The organism is Polynucleobacter sp. (genome assembly GCF_018500155.2).
Lineage (GTDB): Bacteria > Pseudomonadota > Gammaproteobacteria > Burkholderiales > Burkholderiaceae > Polynucleobacter.
On record NZ_JAHBAK020000002.1, the window covers coordinates 23,455 to 44,125 of the forward strand.

Genomic DNA, 20,671 nt, shown 5'->3' on the forward strand with positions numbered 1-20,671 from the left:
TGTTTTTTTACTTTGGCGCGTAAGGGTGGGGCACTGGCTTGTTTTCTAACCAAGCCTCAAGTGTATCGGTAATTCCCTTGGAGAAAGTCGCAAAGATAGGTTCAGCAATAAATCCTAAGTGAGGGGTTACCAAAAGATTAGGTGTATTACGTAAAGGATCATTTGCTGGCAGTGGTTCGATATCAAATACATCGACGGCAGCTTGACCAGGCTTGCCTGCTGCCAACGCATTTTGTAAGTCGCTCATATTAATTAGGGCCGACCGAGATGTATTGACGAGGATAGAGTCTGGGCGCATCAAAGCTAATTGATCTGCGCTGATAAGTCCCTTGGTTCCGGGTCCAGCCACCAAGTGCATAGATACTACTTTGGAGGTAGAAAGCAATTCTTCCAGGCTAACGGCTTTTGCATTTTCAGCTGCTGCACGTTCCGGCGTCATCCGAGGGCTCCAAGCCACCACTTCCATGCCAAAGGCAGCTCCCACGCGGGCCACTCGGCTGCCAATCGCTCCAAGTCCCATAATCCCCAAGCGTTCGCCGGATAGCATGGGTAGCACTGAAAGCGAATCGCGCCAACCTCCTGATGCAATGAGTTTGTTTTCCTCAATCAAGCGTTTAGAAGCTCCAAGAATCAGGGCCCAGGTTAACTCGGCGGTCGTCTCCTTTGAAGGTCCGCCAGGAGTACATGCAATTGGAATATTGCGGGACATCAGTGCTGTTGCATCTAGAGTGCCATTGCGCTCGCCAGTAAACATAAAAAATTTCAGTCTCGGCAAACGCGCAATCATGGCCTCATTAAATGGGGAACGATCGCGCACAATCGCAATAGCATCTGCATCTTTGACGGCGTTATAGAGAGCCTCATCACGCAGGGGTTCGTGATGAATCGTGATGTTAGCTTGTTTTTCTATTTTGTCCCAATGGGAAAAGCGTTTTAATGCGCGTTCATAATCGCCCAGAATAACAATATTAGCCAATGAAGTCATTGCTTCCCATTCCTTCTTTTGTCATTTTGATGATGTAGTTACTCAGGTTTGATTTTTTTTGCGAATCGAACGCTCTATTGGAATAGTATCCAAATTTGGATCCAGTGCTTCCCGTTCATCAAAGACAAAGCAGCTACCTTGATAGTGAGCAGAGCCCACTTCTTCAAAGTATTTTAGGATGCCCCCTTCCAATTGGTAGCTGTGCTCCATGCCAATTTCGCGCATATAAAGCCCTGATTTTTCACAGCGAATGCCGCCCGTACAAAAGCTAACCAGCGTCTTATCGCTTAACGCTTCTTTCTGAGCAGAAATAGCCGCTGGAAACTCTGTGAATCTTTTGATATCAAAGTGCACGGCGTTTTCAAAAGTGCCATACTCAACTTCAAAAGCATTGCGGGTATCAATCATGACAACTGGGCGCCCCAGATCATCTGTGCCACGATCAAGCCACTCTTGCAATTTTTTTGGCGAAATAAAATTTGCTCGACCTTTTTCTGGTTGAATGCTGTGATGATTCATGCGAATAATTTCGCTCTTAATTTTAATAAGCATTTTTTTAAATGGCTGCTCATCAGACCAACTTTCTTTTGCTTGCAGTGGAGCAAACCGAGGATCCTCTCTTAGCCAACTTAGGAAACCTCTTAATTGCTCGGGTTTGCCAGCAAGAAAAAGATTGATGCCTTCGCCGGTGAGCAATATAGTGCCTTTGAGTTCTCTGATATGGCATTCGCTGAGCATTTTGTCGCGCAGCTTCGTCAGCTCATCAAGAGTGACAAACAAATAGGCGGCAATATTTAGAATTGACTTCATCATTTCTTTCCAAGAGCAGATATTCATTATCGAGCAAATCAGCTCAGGCGGTGGTAATCTTGAGACCTTAATCGAAAAAATGACTCCTAAAAAGAATACACATATGTCAGAACGTTTAATTCCATATCAGCCAATGGATTTGGCAGAACCTGCAGCATTAGTGGCTGCGATTCGTGAGCGTCGTGGCGGTCAATTTATGAATTTGGATCGCATGTTGCTGCACAGTGTGCCCATTGCTGAGGGGTGGAATCAGTTTATTGGAGGTATTCGTAATAGACTTTCCTTGGACCCGAAATTGCGTGAGCTCGCAATGTGTAGCGTAGCGGTTCTGAATGACGCTGAATACGAATTTTTTCATCACGCACCACCATTTAAAAAGGCTGGTGGCACCGAAGAGCAAGTGCAGGCTTTGCGTTTGATCGGACAAGCGCATTTTCCTAGAGAGTTGTTCTCTCAAGTGGAGAATGATGCAGCAGATTTATCCTTGCAAATGACGCGAAATATTAAAGTGGATCCAGAGCTGATGAAGCGTTTGCAAAAATCTTTGGGTAATACCGACACAGTGGAGTTAGTCACCGTGATAGCGGCATACAACATGGTTTCTCGTTTCTTAATTGCGCTTGATGTTCATCCAGAAGATCATCCACCTGCTTAGATGATGAGGAGTTTGTAGATGATTCGTGATGTCCAAACGATTATTCCTGGGATTGCTACCTCGGATGGTGCTGGTGTAAAGCTGCGTCGTAGCTTAGGGGGTCAGCAACAAGTCAGGTTAGATCCTTTTTTAATGCTAGACGAGTTTTCATCAAATGATCCTAATGATTATGTAGCAGGATTTCCGCCGCATCCTCATCGCGGTTTTGAGACGGTTACTTATATGCTCGAAGGGCACATGTTGCATGAAGATCATCTAGGTAATCGCGGACATCTCAAAACTGGCGGCGTGCAATGGATGACGGCAGGGCGTGGCATTATTCATTCTGAAATGCCACAGCAAGTCTCCGGCGCAATGCGTGGTTTTCAGTTGTGGATTAACTTGCCAGCGAAAGAAAAGATGAAGCCTGCTGGCTATCAAGATATTCAGGTTGAGAGTATCCCCAAAGTGCCGCTTAATAGCGGCGGAAGCGTAAAGGTCATCGCTGGCACTTATAGTGATGGTGATCTTCAAATTCAAGGCCCTATTCAAGGCATTACTACCGCCCCATTATTTTTGGATGTGACTCTGCCGGCGAATGCGACGTTTGAGCAACGGATCCCCAAAGAACTCAACGCCTTTGTTTATGTATATGAGGGCGAGTTAGAGCTTGGCGCTCCAACAAAAGCTGTCCCAAAACAAGCTGCTATTGTGCTTGGCGATGGCGACTTGTTAAGAGCCAAATCTGGAAACCAGGGTGCGCAATTTATAGTGCTTGCGGCATTACCTCTTCATGAACCGGTTGTTCAGTATGGACCTTTTGTTATGAATACTCGTGCAGAAATTGAACAGGCAATTGATGATTATCAAAATAATCGTTTTGTGACTTCTTGATGATGCAGTGGCAAGAGAATGGCGAGCTCTTCTTTGCTCGGTGGCATTCGGAAAATGGCATATTGCCGCATAAGCGCATTCTGATTAGTGATGACACACTCACAGCTGATCAAGCTTACCGATACGCATGTGAAGGAACCGCCATTTTGTATCGGGGGGATTTTCAGAATGCCCGACAGCTGCTTCAGGCTTTAGTCAGAAGGGTCGAGAGGCCATCGAAAAAATCGCAGCGTCTGGAAAAGAAAAATTCAGTATCTCCAGCGGTTCAGAATCCCATTGATATTTTTAATCAATACCGACTTTCACAATCGCAGCGTGCACGAATACTGGGGATGATATTGGTGCACATTCAGGCGGATCACACGATTCCTCTGAGGCGTGCTCCGGATGTGAGGCAAGCGTGTCAAGAAGTGTATGGCACACAAACTCAATCATATGTGGTTTCATTACGTGAATTACTGGGTGTTATTAGTGCACATGAGTGGCGTAAAAAGGGGGTGCCCATTTCGCTGGGGAAGGGAGGGGAAATTCGCATTCACCCTCACTATGGTGTGTTTTCTCCTGTGCGCGGTGAATACATAGACCTTGTTCTTAATGCGCCGCTACCAAAGGCTTTGCAAGCGAGCTCCACGGCTTTTGATATAGGCGTGGGTAGTGGAGTTTTGTCAGTGCTACTTGCATCACGTCAGATCGAAAGAATAGTAGCAACAGACCAGGATGATCGCGCAATGATTTGCGCAAAAGAAAACATTGAGCGCTTAAGCCTTGCAAATCGTATTAGCGTTGAGAAAGCCCATTTATTTCCGCAAGGTAAAGCAGCGCTGATTGTTTGCAATCCCCCCTGGCTTCCTGCTAGGCCAAGCTCCCCTTTAGAGCATGCGGTCTATGATCCTGGTAGTCAAATGCTGAAAGGTTTTTTGGCGGGCCTAAAAGATCATTTGTTGCCTGGGGGTGAGGGATGGTTGGTGTTATCCGATTTGGCTGAGCATTTAGGCTTGAGATCTCGCGAACAATTGCTGTCGTGGATTGAAGATGCGGATTTAAAAGTCATTGATCGCATGGAGATCAAACCTCGTCATCCAAAAGCGTCTGATTCAACAAATCCCTTGTATGTTGCCCGATCACGTGAAATGACTTCACTGTGGCGCTTGGCACCGCGGTAATTCGAGCTGATTCTCAAGAAATAACCTCTCTGTAAACAGAGCGGCCTACTAATATGGTGGAGTCGGCGGGAATCGAACCCGCGTCCGCAAATCCTCCACAACAAGTTCTACATACTTAGTCATATCGTTTGATTTAATCAATAAGGCACGGATTGACACGTTCATTACTGACGATTCACTAGGTTTTCGTACTATTCTTCGTGACGCAAAATAGTCTTATCTCTTGTATATGACCCTGATGTAGCTTGCGCTACCTGACCCAAGAGAGAATCAGTTCAGGGGCAACCGCAATTAAGCGGCTAGTGCGTAACGTTCGTCGTTAGCAGTTATTACATTCCCATTGATTTACGAGATAACGGGTCCTCGGTATGCCCTTGATGCTTTGTAATCCACGTCGAAACCATGTCGACCCCGGAGTTATGCACTGGAAGTACTATTTTAAAGCCGCTTGAGCGAAATTGCAGAATATCTTTTATCCCTGATTGGGAAAGAGGATTGGCAGCAATTCAAGTGGTTGGTAGATGATGTAATCCGCACCCCAAGCTTCTGGAGGCTCTTTGCAGCCGCAATAACCATATGCAGCAGCAACTGTTTTCATGCCTGCGGCTTTGCCTGCCACAACATCCCTGATGTCATCGCCAACATAGATTGACTTAGTGGGATCAATATTGGCCAATCTTGCGGCATGCAATATCGGTTCAGGGTGGGGTTTTGAATGTGGTGTTGTATCGCCAGAAACTGTAGCAATGGCGCGTTGTCCTAATCCCATTAAATCAACCAATGGATTAGTAAAGCGCGCGCTTTTATTGGTCACAATGCCCCAAGGAAGTTTGGCGCTATCCATTTGATCAAGCAGATGATGCATCTCATCAAACAACTTACTTTCGACCAACAAAGCTTTTTCATAGTTACCAAAAAATTCATCTCTTAGTGAAATGAAATCTGGATGGTCTGGATGAATGCCAAATGCCCCTTCTAATAACCCCCTTGCGCCAGCCGAAGCATAGGGCCTTAGAAATTCATAAGGCTTTGGTGTGAGATTGCGGGCAATAAGGAGTTGATTGGTAGCAGCAACGAGATCGGGGGCGGTATCTGCTAGGGTGCCATCTAGATCAAAAAATACGCCCTGAAAAGGGCTGTAGGATGCAGACTTTGTCATTTACGTACGGCAATCATGTAGTTCACATCCACATCATCAGTGAGGCTGTAAACCTGTGTCATCGGGTTATAACTCATACCCTTCATTCCCAGCATGTCTAAATGGGCATCACGAGTAAAACCTACCAATTCTGATGGCTTGATAAATTTTGCGTATTCGTGAGTACCTTTGGGCAAGAGTTTGAGTAGGTATTCGGCGCCAATAATGGCAAATAAATACGATTTGGGATTACGGTTCAAAGTGCTGAAAAAAAGTGTTCCACCGGGTTTGCACAGTTTTGCGCAGGCGCGAACTACAGATGCGGGGTCTGGTACGTGCTCTAGCATTTCCATGCAAGTGACCACATCATATTGTTCTGATTGCTCATCGGCTAATGCTTCCGCAGAAATTGAGCGATAAGTAAGATTGGCGCCTACTTCTAATGCATGTAATTCTGCAACTTTGAGTGCCTTTTCTGATAAGTCGATGCCAGTGGTATCAGCTCCTGCTTGCGCAATCGACTCAGCCAAAATGCCACCGCCGCAGCCAACATCAACCACTTTTTTGCCATCTAGGTTTACAAAAGATTGAATCCAATTTAAACGCAAAGGATTGATGGCATGCAAAGGCTTAAATTCGCTATTTGGGTCCCACCAACGATGGGCGAGGGCGCTAAATTTAGCGATTTCGGATTGATCTACATTCATGGAATAGGTGGTTGTTTTAACTGTAATAGGTGTATGAAGTACGAATATAGCGGAAATAAAAAAGCCCGCTTGAAGCGGGCTTTTTTACAAGTAAAGTGAATTACTTAGCTGCTGTACCAACAACTTCGATGTCAGTACGGCGGTTCTTAGCGCGGCCTTCAGCAGTTGCGTTAGATGCAACTGGATTGCTCTTGCCTTTTGATTCTGTGTAGATGCGGCTACCGTCAACACCTTTGCTTACGAGGTAAGCTTTAACAGATTGTGCACGACGTTGACCCAAAGCCATGTTGTAAGCATCTGTACCAACGCTATCAGTGTTACCAACAGCGATGATCACTTCCAATTTGATTTTCTTCAAATCAGCAGCGATTTTGTCCAAAGTTGCTTTGCCTTCTGGCTTCAATGTAGATTTATCGAAGTCATAGAGTGTGTCAGCTTGCAAAGTGATCTTGCTTTGGCTAACGCCTGATGCTGGTTTAGCTACCAATGCACCATCGCAACCTTTAGCGGCAGTAGCTGGAGTCCAGCTGCTATCGCGCCAGCACAATGTGCCATCGCCGTTTCTCCAGTTCAAGCCAGAGCTGTTCTCCCAGTTGTCAGAAGCCATTGCTGCAGAAGCAGAAACAGTAATAACAGATGCGAGCAACACTTTTAGGGTTTTGTTCATTTTTAGTCCTCAAAAATCTCTTTTTAATTAAAGTCAAACTTAAATGTAATTCGCCCTACCTTAAAGCCAAAACTGCAAAGCGACACATCTCAATTTCGTACAAACTGACAGAATCTTAGCATAGCGCCCCTCTGTCATCAAAATGATATTATTTCTAGATGGAACAAGCCGCTAAAGAAACACTACCAATATCCCTCGAAGACGAAATGCGGCGGTCCTATTTGGACTACGCAATGAGTGTCATCGTCGGCAGAGCCCTGCCAGACGTGCGTGATGGCCTCAAACCGGTTCACCGCCGGGTCTTATTCGCAATGTATGAATTAAACAACGATTGGAACCGAGCTTACAAAAAATCTGCCCGTATAGTTGGCGATGTAATCGGTAAATACCATCCGCACGGTGATTCTGCGGTGTATGACACCATCGTTCGTATGGCACAGGACTTCTCCTTGCGCTATATGCTGGTTGACGGCCAGGGTAACTTTGGCTCCGTGGACGGGGATAACGCTGCTGCAATGCGCTATACCGAGATCCGCCTACGCAAGATCGCCCATGACCTTTTGGCCGATTTGGACAAAGAAACCGTCGATTTTGGGCCAAATTACGACGGTAGCGAGAAAGAACCCCTGATTTTGCCGGCCAAAGTGCCGAATTTGCTGATTAATGGCAGTTCTGGCATTGCGGTGGGTATGGCGACCAATATCCCCCCTCATAACCTAGATGAGGTGATTTCTGCCTGTTTACACGTCCTGCGCAACCCAGAATGCTCAATTGATGAGCTGATTGAGATCATTCCAGCCCCAGATTTCCCGACGGCAGGGATTATTTATGGCCTCCAGGGGGTGCGCGAAGGGTATCGGACCGGTCGCGGTCGGGTAGTGATGCGTGCCAAGACTCACTTTGAAGATTTAGACAAGGGTGCGCGCCAAGCCATCATCGTGGATGAGTTGCCCTACCAGGTGAATAAAAAGAACTTGCTCGAGCGTATTGCGGAGCTTGTGAACGAGAAAAAAATCGAAGGCATTTCTGATTTGCGTGATGAGTCAGATAAATCCGGCATGCGCGTTGTGATTGAACTCAAGCGCGGTGAAGTGCCTGAAGTTGTTCTCAATAATTTGTATAAGAGTACGCAGCTTCAAGACAACTTCGGTATGAACATGGTTGCGTTGGTGGACAACCAACCACGCTTGTTGAACTTGAAACAGATGCTGGAATATTTCTTGCAGCATCGTCGTGAAGTGGTCACACGTCGCACCATTTTTGAATTGCGCAAAGCGCGTGAGCGTGGTCACGTCTTAGAAGGCCTTGCTGTTGCATTGGCAAACATAGACGAGTTCATTGCGATTATTAAAGCGGCTGCAAACCCTGTTATTGCCAAACAAGAGTTGATGGGCAAAGCTTGGGATTCATCTATGGTGCGCGAGATGTTGGCGCGTGCTGAATCCGATACACCAGGCGGCCGTAATGCCTACCGCCCAGAAGGTTTGCTGCCTGAATATGGCATGCAATCGACCGGCTTGTATCGTCTTTCAGATAGTCAAGCGCAAGAGATTTTGCAGATGCGTTTGCAACGCTTGACTGGTCTTGAGCAAGACAAGATTGTCAATGAATACAAAGAGGTGATGGCAGAGATTTCTGACTTGCTAGATTTGTTGGCAAAACCAGAACGCGTTACACAAGTGATCGAAAGCGAATTAAAAGAAGTTCAGTCAGAGTATGGTGCGGCTGGTAGCGATACAGGTCGTCGTTCATTTATTGAAATGAATGCCACCGAACTCTTTACCGAAGATTTAATTACGCCACAAGATATGGTGGTGACACTCTCACATACTGGTTATATGAAGAGTCAACCGCTTAGCGAATACCGCGCGCAAAAACGTGGTGGTCGCGGTAAACAAGCGGCTGCAACGAAAGATGAAGACTGGATTGACACTCTGTTCGTAGCGAACACGCACGATACGATTCTTTGCTTCTCTGATCGTGGCCGTATGTACTGGCTCAAAGTGTGGGAGGTACCGCAAGGCAGTCGTACTTCTCGCGGTAAGCCGATCGTCAATATGTTCCCATTGATTGAAGGCGAAAAAATCACTGTGATTTTGCCGATTAAGGGTTACCAAGATGATCATTACGTCTTTATGGCGACCAGCTTGGGTACTGTGAAGAAGACGCGTTTGTCGGATTTCTCAAACCCTCGTAAGGCCGGCATTATTGCAGTCGATTTAAATGACAACGATTTCTTAGTTGGTGCTGCTATTACCGATGGTCAGCATGATGTGATGTTGTTCTCAGATGCAGGTAAAGCAGTACGCTTTGATGAGAATGATGTTCGTCCTATGGGTCGTACAGCGCGTGGTGTGCGTGGTATGAATTTAGGTGAAGGTCATCAAGTGATCGCTATGCTCGTTGCACCTGCAGAAGCAGCAGAAGGTGCGCAAGCCGCTCATGTGGATGCCAACGGCGTAACGATTCCAAGCAGCGTATTGACTGCCACTGAAAACGGTTTTGGAAAACGTACACCGATTGCTGAATACACGCGCCATGGTCGCGGTACTAAGGGCATGATTGCGATTCAGACAACGGAGCGTAATGGCAAAGTCGTTGCCGCTGCCCTAGTCTCTCCAGAAGATCAAATCATGTTGATTACTACTGGCGGCGTATTGGTTCGCACTCGTGTTTCTGAGATTCGTGAGATGGGGCGTGCTACCCAAGGCGTCACATTGATCAACGTCGATGAAGGAACTCGTTTGTCTGGTTTGCAGCGTATTGCTGAAAGCGATTCAGATGATGAAGCGGATGATGCAGATGAAGGTGATGTCGCTGCGGATCCAGCAACGGATTCTACTGACGATACGGCGGGTGACGCTTAAGCGTCACCTTTTAGACCAGAACACATCATGACTTTTGACCGCCGCATATTTAATTTCGCTGCGGGACCCGCTACTTTGCCGGAAGAGGTGCTGAAGCAGGCTGCCGATGAAATGCTCAATTGGCAAAAATTGGGCACGAGCGTAATGGAGATTAGTCATCGCAGCAAAGAATTCATGCAAGTGTATGAAGAAGTGATTGCTGATTTACGCAAACTCATGAATATTCCTGATTCCCATGAGATCTTGCTATTGCAAGGTGGGGGTCTCGGACAAAATGCGGCGATTCCGATGAATCTGATGCCCCTGGCAAAAAATGGCCCTAAGGCCGATTTTTTAGTCACTGGTATTTGGTCTGAAAAGTCCTACAAAGAGGCACAGAAATACGGTACAGCGAATCTTGTCGCCTCATCAGCTGCAGAAAAATTTAATACGATTCCGCCGCAATCAACATGGAAGCTGTCCAGTGATGCAGCTTATGTTCATTACTGTGCCAATGAAACGATTGGTGGGGTGGAATTTCCTGATGTGCCTGATGTTGGCAATGTTCCGCTGGTCGCCGATATCTCTAGCAATATTCTCTCTAAAGAAATGGATATTGCTAAGGGCGCAGTATGGTTTGGCGGTGCGCAGAAAAATATTGGCCCTGCAGGGGTAACCATTGTGATTGTTCGTAAGGATCTGATTGGACATAGCATGGGAATTACTCCCACGATTTGGGATTGGTCTATTCAAGCCAATACCCAATCGATGATTAATACCCCACCCACTTTTTCTATCTACATGGCAGGCCTGGTGTTTAAGTGGTTGTTAAAGCAAGGCGGCGTCAAGGCAATGGAAAAACGCAATCAAGAAAAAGCTGCCTTGCTCTACAACTTTATCGATCAAAGCAGTTTGTATGAAAACCGCGTCACAAAAGAATATCGATCACGTATGAACGTGACTTTCTTCTTAAAAGATGAGAATCTGAACGCAGAATTTTTGGCGCAATCTAACGCTGCTGGTTTAGTTGCTTTGCGTGGTCATAAAGCAGCTGGCGGAATGCGGGCTAGTATTTATAACGCGATGCCCTTAGAAGGGGTAAAAGCCTTGGTGGAATTTATGCGTGACTTTGAAAGGCGGGCTTGATGAGTACTGAAGAACAGCGCTTAGCTCCCTTAAGGGAAAAAATAGACGCATTAGATGCGCAAATTTTAGATTTACTCACGCAACGTGCTAAAGCGGCGCAAGAAGTGGGCCATGTTAAGGGAGGATTCTCCTCGCCAGTGTTTCGCCCTGAGCGCGAACGTCAAGTTGTTGCACGCCTTCAGGAAATAAACCAGGGCCCATTGTTGCCAGATGGAATTGCTGCGATTTGGCGAGAAGTGATGTCAGCCTGCCGCGCACTAGAAGCGCGTCAAACGATTGCCTATCTCGGGCCGGTGGGAACATTCTCAGAACAAGCGGCGCAAACCTATTTTGGTCACTCGATTGCAGGCTTGCCATGTGCCAGTTTGGACGAAGTGTTTAAGTCGGTTGATAAAGGTGCGGCACAGTTTGGTGTGGTGCCTGTTGAGAACTCGAGTGAGGGCGCAATCTCACGTACTTTAGATTTGTTATTAGATTCTTCGATGCGCATTAGTGGCGAAGTAGTTTTGCCGATTCGTCATCACTTGCTCACTAAAACTGGAAACTTAGATGGCGTCACAACCGTTTGTGCTCATGCACAAGCGCTGGCGCAATGCCAGCAGTGGTTGAGTGTGCATGCGCCCCAACTGAAACGTCAGGCGGTCAGTAGTAATGCAGAAGCAGCGAGATTGGCTGCGAATGATTCCACCATAGCTGCTATTGCGGGCGATCCCGCGCAAGAAGCTTACGGCTTGCAAGCGGTGGCAGCGCAAATTCAAGATGATCCCCATAATCGCACTCGATTCGTCGTTGTGGGTAACTATGAGTGCCAGCCTACTGGTAAAGATCAAACTTCATTAGTGCTCTCAGTAGATAACCAACCCGGTGCAGTGCATCGTCTTTTGGCTCCTTTGGCCAAGCATGGCGTCTCCATGAATCGTTTTGAGTCAAGACCGGCGCGCAAAGGTACTTGGGAATATCACTTTTACATCGATATTGCAGGTCATGCAGATGATGCGCAGGTGGTTGAGGCGCTAAAAGAACTGAAAGCAGTGGCTGCGTTCTATAAGAATTTGGGTTCTTATCCGCACTCTGCTTAATTTATTTAAAAATAAGAACGCTTAAAAAACCAAATGGCATCTAAGATTGGTCTAAAACATATCCATGCAATTGCACCTTATGTTGGTGGTCGCCCCATCAGCGAAGTTGCACGCGAGTATGGTTTGGATGAAAACAAGATTGTGAAATTAGCATCTAATGAAAATCCATTAGGAATGCCAAAGTCCGCCCAAGAGGCCATGCTTAAAGCTGCTGGTGAGTTAGGCCGTTATCCAGATTCCAATGGCTTTGAGCTGAAAAATGTCCTCTCCAGTTCTTTGGGGGTACCAAGTGATTGGATCACTTTGGGCAATGGTAGCAATGACATTTTGGAGTTAGCTGCTCGCGCTGTTGCGCAAGCAGGCGATGAGGTGATTTTTTCTAAACATGCTTTCGCTGTTTATCCTTTGGCTACCCAGGCAGTAGGTGCAAAGTCTATCGAAGTGGCTGCCACAGATACTTATGGCCATGATCTTCCTGCGATGTTGGCAGCTATTAAAGCTGCTGGTGATAAAGCGAAGTTGGTATTTGTAGCAAATCCTAATAATCCAACAGGTAGCTATCTGACAGCCAAAGAGATTGAAGATTTCTTGGTTGCCTTGCCAGCACATGTGGTTGTGGTGCTTGATGAGGCATATAACGAATACCTCACACCAGAGCAACGCTACGATGCGATTGCTTGGGTGAGGCGCTTTCCCAATATGATTTTGTCGCGCAGTTTTTCTAAGGCGTATGGTTTAGCGGGATTGCGTATTGGTTATGGTGTGGCGCAACCCCATTTGACAGACTTGCTCAATCGCATTCGCCAGCCGTTCAATGTCAATAGCCTCGCACAGGCAGCTGCAATTGCAGCATTTCAGGACAAGACATTTTTACAGCAGGGCTTTGAACTCAATCGCGCTGGTTACGAGCAGCTGACAAAAGCGTTCGATCAATTCGGTTTGCGTTACTTACCATCTGCTGGAAACTTTGTATTAGTGAAAGTCGGCGAGGATGATCAGGCTGGCGCACGCATCAATTTGGAGTTACTAAAACGTGGCATCATTGTTCGCCCAGTAGGCAACTACGGCTTGCCACAGTGGCTTCGGATTTCTATTGGATTGCCAGAAGAAAACGCTGCATTTATTGCCGCATTAAAAGAAATTCTTTCTTTATGACCACTATCCAGTCTGCAAGCAATTACGGCACAGTCACCATTGTAGGTGTTGGTTTGATTGGCGCTTCTTTGGGATTGGCGTTAAAGCAAGCCGGTGTTGTGAATAAAGTTTTAGGTGTGGGTCGCAGCAAAGAAAATCTAGATCAAGCGCAAAAGATGGGGGCGATTGACGGTGTAGTAGATTTGGTTGAAGCAACAAAGCAGTCTGATGTCATTGTGCTTTGTGTGCCAGTAGCGCAAATGCGTGCTGCATTTGAGGTGATGGAACCACATCTTGAGTCTCGCACCATGATTACCGACGCAGGGAGCACCAAAGGCGATGTCATTTTGGCTGCTAAAGAAGTATTAGGTAAAAAAGCGTGCCAATTTGTTCCTGCACATCCTATTGCTGGTGGTGCACAACATGGCGCAAGCGCTGCAAAAGCAGATTTATTCAAAGGCAAGCAAACGATCATCTGTCCTTTGCAGGAAAATTCTCCTGAAGATACTGCGTTGATCATTGGTTTTTGGGAGTCTGTTGGCTCTGTTGTGAAAAAGATAGGGGTTGTGCAGCACGATGCGATTTATGCTGCTGTCTCTCATTTGCCTCATATCTTGTCTTATGCACTCATGGCCAGTGTTGTGAACTCTGAAGATGCAGAGCAAAAGCTTGGTCATGTAGGAGCTGGTTTTAAAGATTTCACACGTATTGCTGCATCGAGTCCTGAGATGTGGCGTGATATTTGTTTGGGCAATCGCACAGCGATTTTGAAAGAACTCGATCAGTATTTACTGATTGTGAATCATATGCGTAAGTTAATTGCTGAAAATGATGGTGCAGGCTTAGAAAAATTATTTAATAGAGCAAGTAAAGCCCGTCAAGATTTGGATGCAATGGAATGAGTGGTTTGCCTTCCATCAGTATTGGTCCATTTACAAGAGCGCAAGGCTCCATTGTTTTACCGGGCTCTAAAAGTATTTCGAATCGCGCTCTATTGTTGGCAGCTCTTTCTTCAGGCACTACTACTCTTAAAAACTTACTGGACGCTGACGATACGCAGGTGATGCGTAATGCCTTGCGTCAATTGGGTCTCACTGTCATTGATCAGGATGACAAGGTTTGCGTAGTAGAGGGATGTGGCGGTCAATTCCCTGTGCGAGATGCCGATCTCTTTATGGGCAATGCTGGTACTGCGATTCGCCCCTTGACTGCGGCTTTAGCGATGCAAGGTGGCAACTATCGCTTATCGGGCGTACCTCGTATGCATGAAAGACCTATCCGCGATTTAGTCGATGGCTTGCGTCAAGTCGGCGCCAAGATTGAATATGAATTGCAAGAAGGGTATCCGCCTATCAAGATCTTGGCGGCAGATATTGCGATCAAGGATGTTGTCAAAGTGCGTGGTGATGTATCGAGTCAATTCTTAACGGCATTATTGATGGCTTTGCCGTTAGTGGCTAAAGATCCTGTTTGCATAGAAGTGGTTGGCGAATTGATCTCTCGGCCCTATATTGATATCACTTTAAAACTGATGGCCCGTTTTGGGGTGAAAGTTGCGTGTCCAGACTCTCAGTCTTTTGTTATCCCCGCTAAAACTTCAGATGTGGTCTACAAGAGTCCAGGTCAGTTGTCGGTGGAGGGGGATGCCTCATCCGCCTCATACTTTTTGGCGCTAGGCGCCATTGGGCAAGGACCTGTGCGAGTGTTAGGTGTCGGTAAAGATAGCATTCAAGGGGATGTTGCTTTTGCGGATGCACTCGCATTAATGGGTGCAAATATTTCAGCCGGAGAAGATTGGATCGAGGTGTCTGGCGTCAAGAATGCCAATGGAAAATTAAACGGCATCACTTTGGATTGCACGGAAATTCCGGATGCTGCGATGACGCTGGCAGTGGCCGCTTTATTTGCAGAAGGCCCGATGCGCTTAAATAATATTGCGAGTTGGCGCGTCAAAGAAACTGATCGTATTGCTGCTATGGCAAAAGAACTAAAAAAAGTGGGCGCCATGGTTGAAGAGGGGCCGGATTACATTCTGGTTAACGCACCTGCATCATTAGGTGATTGGAAGTCTCCAGTTGATGGTATTGATACTTACGATGACCATCGCATGGCGATGTGTTTCTCGCTTGCTGCTTTTGGTCCAAGCGCACTCACCATCAACGACCCAAACTGCGTAGCCAAAACTTTCCCTACCTATTTTGCAGAGTTTGCAAAGATCGTGAACTAACTTCATGAGTAACTATCCAGTAATTGCGATTGATGGGCCTACCGCCTCAGGCAAAGGAACGGTTGCGGCGCTGGTTGCTGAAACATTGGGTTTTCATTATTTGGATAGTGGTGCGTTATATCGTTTAGTGGCTTTAGCAAGTGAAAAGCGGGGTATTGATGTCAAAAATGCCTCTGAGCTTGGTCTATTAGTTCCTAAGTTATTGATTTCATTCAAAAATAGTCAAATTTGGCTTGATGGGGAGGATGTCACTGATGCGATTCGGACGGAAAATATAGGGCTTAGAGCCTCAGCATTGGCCGTACATCCTGAGGTAAGAAGTGCTTTAGTCGGTTTGCAACGCAGTTTTCGTCAATTTCCCGGTCTGGTGGCCGATGGTAGGGATATGGGGAGCATCATATTTCCTGATGCAGTTTTGAAGGTTTTTTTGACTGCCACAGCTGCTGCCAGGGCCGAACGTCGCTATAAGCAATTGATAGCTAAGGGAATTTCTGCTAAACTGTCGGACTTACTGCATGATTTGCAGGAGCGGGATGCCAGAGATAGTAACCGTGGTACTGCACCCTTGCTCGTAGCTGATGGTGCAAAAGTGCTTGAAACATCAGATCTCTCGATAGATCAAGCAGTTAAGACGGTTTTAGATTGGTATCAATCCGCTACTGTCTAGTTTTTGGTAGCAAAGTAGTTGGCAGTGAGTTGTAAGTAGTAGTTTTGGCGTCTTTAGAAACTCCACAACGCATTTATTTCATCAGCGTGTTTCTAAAAGACTTTTTTAACCTAACCCGTCGGGCCTTCTGACGGCACAAAGTGAATATACATGTCTGAATCATTTGCAGAATTATTTGAAGAATCATTAACCCGCTCGAACATGAAGACTGGCCAAGTTATTTCGGCTGAAGTCCTGCGTATCGACCATAACTTCGTTGTAGTTAACGCTGGCTTAAAGTCTGAAGCGTTTATTCCTGTTGAAGAATTCCATAACGACGCTGGCGAAATTGAAGTAGCGCCCGGCGATTTCGTTTCTGTTGCCATTGATGCCCTTGAAAACGGCTATGGCGACACTATCCTCTCCCGTGATAAAGCGAAGCGCTTGGCATCATGGTTGAATTTAGAGAAAGCCCTTGAGCAAGCTGAAATCGTTACCGGTACTGTTACTGGTAAGGTTAAAGGCGGCTTGACAGTGATGGTGAACGGCATCCGCGCATTCTTGCCTGGTTCACTCGTAGATACTCGTCCAATCAAAGACACCAGCCCTTACGAAGGTAAGACGATGGAGTTTAAGGTGATCAAGCTTGACCGTAAACGTAACAACGTGGTGTTGTCACGTCGCGCAGTGGTTGAAGCTAGCCAAGGTGAAGAGCGTGCGAAGTTGATGTCTAACTTGAAAGAAGGCGCAGTGGTTACTGGCCTCGTGAAGAACATCACTGATTACGGCGCATTCGTTGACCTCGGTGGTATCGATGGTCTCTTGCATATTACCGATTTGGCATGGCGTCGTGTGCGTCACCCAAGCGAAGTGTTGACTGTTGGCCAAGAAGTCACTGCCAAGATCTTGAAGTTTGATCAAGAGAAGAATCGTGTTTCACTCGGTGTGAAACAGCTTGGTGATGATCCATGGGTTGGTATCGCTCGTCGCTATCCTCCAAATACCCGTTTATTCGGCAAAGTAACCAACTTGACTGATTACGGTGCATTCGTTGAAATTGAATCTGGTATCGAAGGTTTGGTACACGTTTCTGAAATGGATTGGACTAACAAGAACGTTGCTCCAAGTAAAGCTACTGCATTAGGAACTGAAGTTGAAGTAATGGTTCTGGATATTGATGAAGACAAGCGTCGTATCAGCTTGGGCATCAAGCAGTGCAAGGCAAATCCATGGGAAGAGTTTGCACGTTCACAACAGAAGGGCGACAAGCTTTCTGGTGCGATCAAGTCTATTACTGACTTCGGCGTGTTCATCGGCTTGCCTGGCGGTATCGATGGTTTAGTTCACCTCTCAGACCTCTCTTGGAATGAGCCAGGCGAAGAAGCTGTCAAGAAATACAAAAAGGGTGATGAAGTTGAGGCTACTGTCTTGGCCATTGATGTTGAGAAAGAGCGTATCTCCCTTGGCATCAAGCAATTGTCTGGCGACCCATTCAATAACTACACTTCTGTTAACGACAAAGGTGCTTTGGTTACCGGTACTGTTAAGGCAGTCGATGCTAAAGGCGCAACAATTCATCTCGCAGATGAAGTTGAAGCGTATTTGCGTGCTTCTGAAATCTCAACAGATCGTGTTGAAGATGCGCGTAATGTGTTGAAAGAAGGCGATAGCGTAACTGCAATGATCATTAACATTGATCGCAAGTCACGTGTAATCAACCTTTCAATCAAGGCAAAAGACAGCTCTGATCAACAAGATGCTATGAACAAACTCCAAGGTGATGCGCAGTCTGGCACTACCAATTTGGGCGCTTTGTTAAAAGCTAAATTGGATAATCAAGGCTAAATCAATATCGCCGCTTCCATGTGGGGGCGGCGATTTTTTATTGATAGATCATGACAGATCAAGAGCAACAAGCAATCACCCGCTCCGAACTAGTGGAGAGTCTGGCGGAACAGTTTCCGCAGCTTTTACCTAGAGATGTGGAGTTAGCTGTAAAGACATTGCTAGATACGATGACCCAAGCGTTGGCTGAGGGTAAGCGTATTGAGCTACGTGGAGTTGGTAGTTTTGTTCTCCACCATCGCCCCGCACGAACTGGGCGCAATCCTAAGTCTGGTGAAAAAGTATTAATTCCAGAAAAACGTGTACCGCATTTCAAGCCTGGCAAAGAATTGCGTGAACGAGTTGATTACAAGCCGTTAAAACAGGCGGGACCCAAAGAGGGTTCTGGTGCCTAGTATTTTGGCTCATCCTCAGTGGTCCATTCGGACCATTTTTTTATTGAGAGTCTGCGCATCATGATTCAGATCGCAACTTCTTGGTTATTACTTTTACCAGTGATGTTTGGTATAGGTTGGCTGGCATCGCGCTGGGATCTCAGGCTGGAATATCGCATGGATGAGCGTGAGCGTATGCGCCAGCAGAGATCTACCTTTAAAGGTTTGAGTCTTCTATTGAATGAGCAGCCTGATCAGGCAATTGAGACCCTCGTGAAGATTGCTCAATTAGATCCAGAGACAGTGGAATTACATTTTTCTCTTGGTAATTTGTTTCGGCGCCGTGGTGAGACTGAGCGCGCCATTAAGGTGCATCAACATTTAGCCAATCGAGATGATTTGAAGCCGCGTGATCGTGATCATGCTGCTTATGAACTCGGTCGAGATTTTTTGCGTGCGGGTTTGCTTGATCGGGCGGAGGCGTCTTTAAATCGCGTAGGGAATGGTAAGTATGCGATTCCAGCAAAAGAAAGCTTGCTGGAAATGTATCAAATCGAACGTGATTGGAAAAAAGCCATTATTGCTGCAACGGAGTTAGAGAGTTTGCAGGGCAAATCACATCAAACGGAGATTGCGCAATTTCATTGTGAGCTTGGTCAAGATGCACTGCGTCGTAAAGATTTGGCAGAGGTTGAACAGTCGATTGAGCGTGCTTTACAAGCAGTACCAAATCATGCACGCGCTTTAATTTTGCAAGGGGATTATTTAGTGGCACTTGAGCGCCCCGCTCAAGCAATAGAAGCGTGGAGTTTGGTGGCAACCTCACACCCTGCCTATATGCATCTATTAGCTGATCGTTGGATGCTTGCACATACTGCTATTGGTAAAGAGAATGAAGGGCTTGAGCGCTTATGCGAATTATTAAAGACTCAGGCATCGGGTGAGTTATTAGATGTAGTACACAAGCAGGTGATGAAGATTCGTGGTCCAGAGGCTGCAAATCAAATGCTTTCAGACGTGATGCAACATTCGCCCAGCTTGAGCGCATTATCTAAGCTTGCTGAAACGCGTTTAGCACTAGAAGAGGGTAGCGCAAATTCTGAAAGAATAAATGAGTTGCAATCGATTTTGCATTTATTGCGCCAACGCACTACCAGTCTTGCGCGTTATACCTGCGGTAATTGTGGCTTTCGTGCGCGAAGATTTTATTGGCAATGCCCTGGATGCAATCACTGGGAAGCATATTCCCCAAGGCGCACCGAAGGGGTTACGCCGAGCGGTCCTTCGATGTAATAGTATTTTGAATTTTTGTTTGGTGGTGGTGCCGGCATGGCAGCCAAATAAATAGATAAAGCATAGGAGTTAAATTGAAAGTTACGATTATTGGAAGCGGTTATGTTGGTTTAGTAACTGGCGCTTGTCTAGCAGAACAGGGAAATAATGTCTTTTGCTTGGATTTAGATCCCAAAAAAATTGAGATTTTGAATTCTGGTGGAGTACCCATATATGAACCTGGACTTCAAGAGATGATTGAGCGCAATCGTGCCGCAGGACGTTTGCAATTTTCCACTGACATTGCAGCTTCAGTAGCCCATGGCGATATTCAATTTATTGCTGTAGGTACACCGCCAGATGAAGATGGCTCGGCTGATTTGCAGTATGTAGTTGCAGCGGCTCGCAATATAGGACGCCATATGACTAGCGCGAAGGTCATAGTCGATAAATCGACCGTGCCAGTAGGGACTGCAGATAAAGTGCATGAGGCCATTACAGAAGAATTAGAAAAAAGAGGCTTGCCCGCTGAACTTTGTTCTGTAGTGTCCAATCCAGAGTTCTTAAAAGAGGGCGCGGCAGTAGAGGACTTTATGCGTCCAGACCGTATTGTCATTGGCACTGAAAATACGCCAGCTGGTCTGCGAGCTAAAGAGCAGATGCGCAAACTATATGCGCCATTTAATCGTCATCATGAGCGCACTTACTACATGGATGTGAAAAGTGCCGAGTTAACTAAATATGCTGCAAATGCAATGTTGGCTACTCGCATTTCTTTTATGAATGAATTGGCTAACTTAGCCGATCTGGTGGGTGCTGATATCGAAGCAGTGCGTCAGGGTATTGGTTCTGACTCCCGTATTGGTTTTGGCTTTTTGTATCCTGGCACAGGTTATGGCGGCTCATGTTTTCCGAAAGATGTATCGGCATTATCAAAAACTGCTAAAGAACATGGCCGTGATTTAAAGATTTTGGATGCCGTGGAAACGGTCAACGAGATTCAGAAGTATGTCTTGGTTGAGAAAATTGAAAAGCGTTTTGGCAAAGATCTATCTAATATGAAATTTGCTTTGTGGGGTCTAGCACTGTCTCTTATACACATCT

18 protein-coding genes, 1 other RNA gene and 1 pseudogene are annotated in these 20,671 nt (G+C 46.2%); 14 read left to right on the top strand and 6 right to left on the bottom strand.

What is annotated here, in order from left to right; all coding sequences use genetic code 11:
- Positions 1 to 7 precede the first annotated feature (7 nt).
- Complete coding sequence (locus KIH43_RS00185) at positions 8 to 985, bottom strand: D-2-hydroxyacid dehydrogenase family protein (protein WP_297716587.1); 978 nt, start codon at positions 983 to 985, stop codon at positions 8 to 10.
- A 42-nt stretch (positions 986 to 1,027) separates the two neighbouring features.
- Entirely contained in the window at positions 1,028 to 1,795 is a 768-nt protein-coding gene (locus KIH43_RS00190) for a sulfurtransferase (RefSeq protein WP_297716611.1), read from the bottom strand.
- 103 nt (positions 1,796 to 1,898) lie between these two features.
- Between KIH43_RS00190 and KIH43_RS00195 the strand changes: the two genes are divergently transcribed.
- From KIH43_RS00195 to KIH43_RS00205, 3 genes are read left to right on the top strand one after another with little or no spacing between them, the layout of a single operon-like run.
- Complete coding sequence (locus tag KIH43_RS00195; protein ID WP_297716588.1) at positions 1,899 to 2,450, top strand: carboxymuconolactone decarboxylase family protein; 552 nt, start codon at positions 1,899 to 1,901, stop codon at positions 2,448 to 2,450.
- An 18-nt stretch (positions 2,451 to 2,468) separates the two neighbouring features.
- Complete coding sequence (locus KIH43_RS00200) at positions 2,469 to 3,323, top strand: pirin family protein (RefSeq protein ID WP_297716590.1); 855 nt, start codon at positions 2,469 to 2,471, stop codon at positions 3,321 to 3,323.
- On the top strand, positions 3,323 to 4,486 hold the full coding sequence (locus tag KIH43_RS00205) for a class I SAM-dependent methyltransferase (protein WP_297716592.1): 1,164 nt from the start codon (positions 3,323 to 3,325) through the stop codon (positions 4,484 to 4,486). Before KIH43_RS00200 ends, KIH43_RS00205 begins: the two co-directional genes overlap by 1 nt.
- 54 nt (positions 4,487 to 4,540) lie before the next feature.
- On the opposite strand, the gene ssrA is transcribed toward KIH43_RS00205, so the two are convergent.
- From ssrA to ompA, 4 genes are all read right to left on the bottom strand, one after another.
- Positions 4,541 to 4,899, bottom strand: a transfer-messenger RNA (tmRNA) gene (gene ssrA, locus KIH43_RS00210).
- Between the two features lie 59 nt (positions 4,900 to 4,958).
- Complete coding sequence (locus KIH43_RS00215; RefSeq protein WP_296968110.1) at positions 4,959 to 5,645, bottom strand: HAD-IA family hydrolase; 687 nt, start codon at positions 5,643 to 5,645, stop codon at positions 4,959 to 4,961.
- Positions 5,642 to 6,331, bottom strand: coding sequence for a bifunctional 2-polyprenyl-6-hydroxyphenol methylase/3-demethylubiquinol 3-O-methyltransferase UbiG (ubiG, locus tag KIH43_RS00220; protein WP_297716594.1), 690 nt, complete (start codon positions 6,329 to 6,331; stop codon positions 5,642 to 5,644). The genes KIH43_RS00215 and ubiG overlap by 4 nt, the downstream gene beginning before the upstream one ends.
- A gap of 100 nt (positions 6,332 to 6,431) precedes the next feature.
- The gene (ompA, locus tag KIH43_RS00225) at positions 6,432 to 6,998 is read right to left on the bottom strand and encodes an outer membrane protein OmpA (RefSeq protein ID WP_297716596.1); all 567 of its coding nucleotides are present in this window, start codon (positions 6,996 to 6,998) and stop codon (positions 6,432 to 6,434) included.
- 158 nt (positions 6,999 to 7,156) lie between these two features.
- Between ompA and gyrA the strand changes: the two genes are divergently transcribed.
- The 11 genes and pseudogenes from gyrA to KIH43_RS00280 form a co-directional block, all read left to right on the top strand.
- On the top strand, positions 7,157 to 9,865 hold the full coding sequence (gyrA, locus tag KIH43_RS00230; RefSeq protein WP_297716598.1) for a DNA gyrase subunit A: 2,709 nt from the start codon (positions 7,157 to 7,159) through the stop codon (positions 9,863 to 9,865).
- 27 nt (positions 9,866 to 9,892) lie between these two features.
- Positions 9,893 to 10,990: a 3-phosphoserine/phosphohydroxythreonine transaminase gene (serC, locus tag KIH43_RS00235; RefSeq protein WP_297716599.1), complete on the top strand. Its 1,098-nt coding sequence runs from the start codon at positions 9,893 to 9,895 to the stop codon at positions 10,988 to 10,990.
- The gene (pheA, locus tag KIH43_RS00240; RefSeq protein WP_297716601.1) at positions 10,990 to 12,069 is read left to right on the top strand and encodes a prephenate dehydratase; all 1,080 of its coding nucleotides are present in this window, start codon (positions 10,990 to 10,992) and stop codon (positions 12,067 to 12,069) included. Before serC ends, pheA begins: the two co-directional genes overlap by 1 nt.
- 33 nt (positions 12,070 to 12,102) lie before the next feature.
- Positions 12,103 to 13,224 carry a histidinol-phosphate transaminase gene (hisC, locus tag KIH43_RS00245; protein WP_297716603.1) on the top strand — a complete coding sequence of 374 codons (1,122 nt, stop codon included), beginning with the start codon at positions 12,103 to 12,105 and terminating at the stop codon, positions 13,222 to 13,224.
- Complete coding sequence (locus KIH43_RS00250; RefSeq protein WP_297716605.1) at positions 13,221 to 14,105, top strand: prephenate dehydrogenase/arogenate dehydrogenase family protein; 885 nt, start codon at positions 13,221 to 13,223, stop codon at positions 14,103 to 14,105. Before hisC ends, KIH43_RS00250 begins: the two co-directional genes overlap by 4 nt.
- Positions 14,106 to 14,110: 5 nt before the next feature.
- On the top strand, positions 14,111 to 15,430 hold the full coding sequence (gene aroA, locus KIH43_RS00255) for a 3-phosphoshikimate 1-carboxyvinyltransferase (RefSeq protein WP_297716613.1): 1,320 nt from the start codon (positions 14,111 to 14,113) through the stop codon (positions 15,428 to 15,430).
- 4 nt (positions 15,431 to 15,434) lie between these two features.
- Positions 15,435 to 16,097 (top strand): (d)CMP kinase, encoded by a 663-nt coding sequence (cmk, locus tag KIH43_RS00260; protein ID WP_297716606.1) that lies wholly within the window; start codon positions 15,435 to 15,437, stop codon positions 16,095 to 16,097.
- Positions 16,098 to 16,247: 150 nt separating this feature from the next.
- Positions 16,248 to 17,921 carry a 30S ribosomal protein S1 gene (gene rpsA, locus KIH43_RS00265; protein ID WP_296968094.1) on the top strand — a complete coding sequence of 558 codons (1,674 nt, stop codon included), beginning with the start codon at positions 16,248 to 16,250 and terminating at the stop codon, positions 17,919 to 17,921.
- A gap of 50 nt (positions 17,922 to 17,971) precedes the next feature.
- A pseudogene (locus tag KIH43_RS00270) lies at positions 17,972 to 18,268 on the top strand (integration host factor subunit beta); the annotation flags it as partial.
- Positions 18,269 to 18,376: 108 nt separating this feature from the next.
- Positions 18,377 to 19,588 (top strand): lipopolysaccharide assembly protein LapB, encoded by a 1,212-nt coding sequence (gene lapB, locus KIH43_RS00275; RefSeq protein WP_296968092.1) that lies wholly within the window; start codon positions 18,377 to 18,379, stop codon positions 19,586 to 19,588.
- 74 nt (positions 19,589 to 19,662) lie between these two features.
- The coding region (locus KIH43_RS00280) for a UDP-glucose/GDP-mannose dehydrogenase family protein (protein ID WP_297716609.1) at positions 19,663 to 20,671 on the top strand (1,009 nt) is incomplete at its 3' end.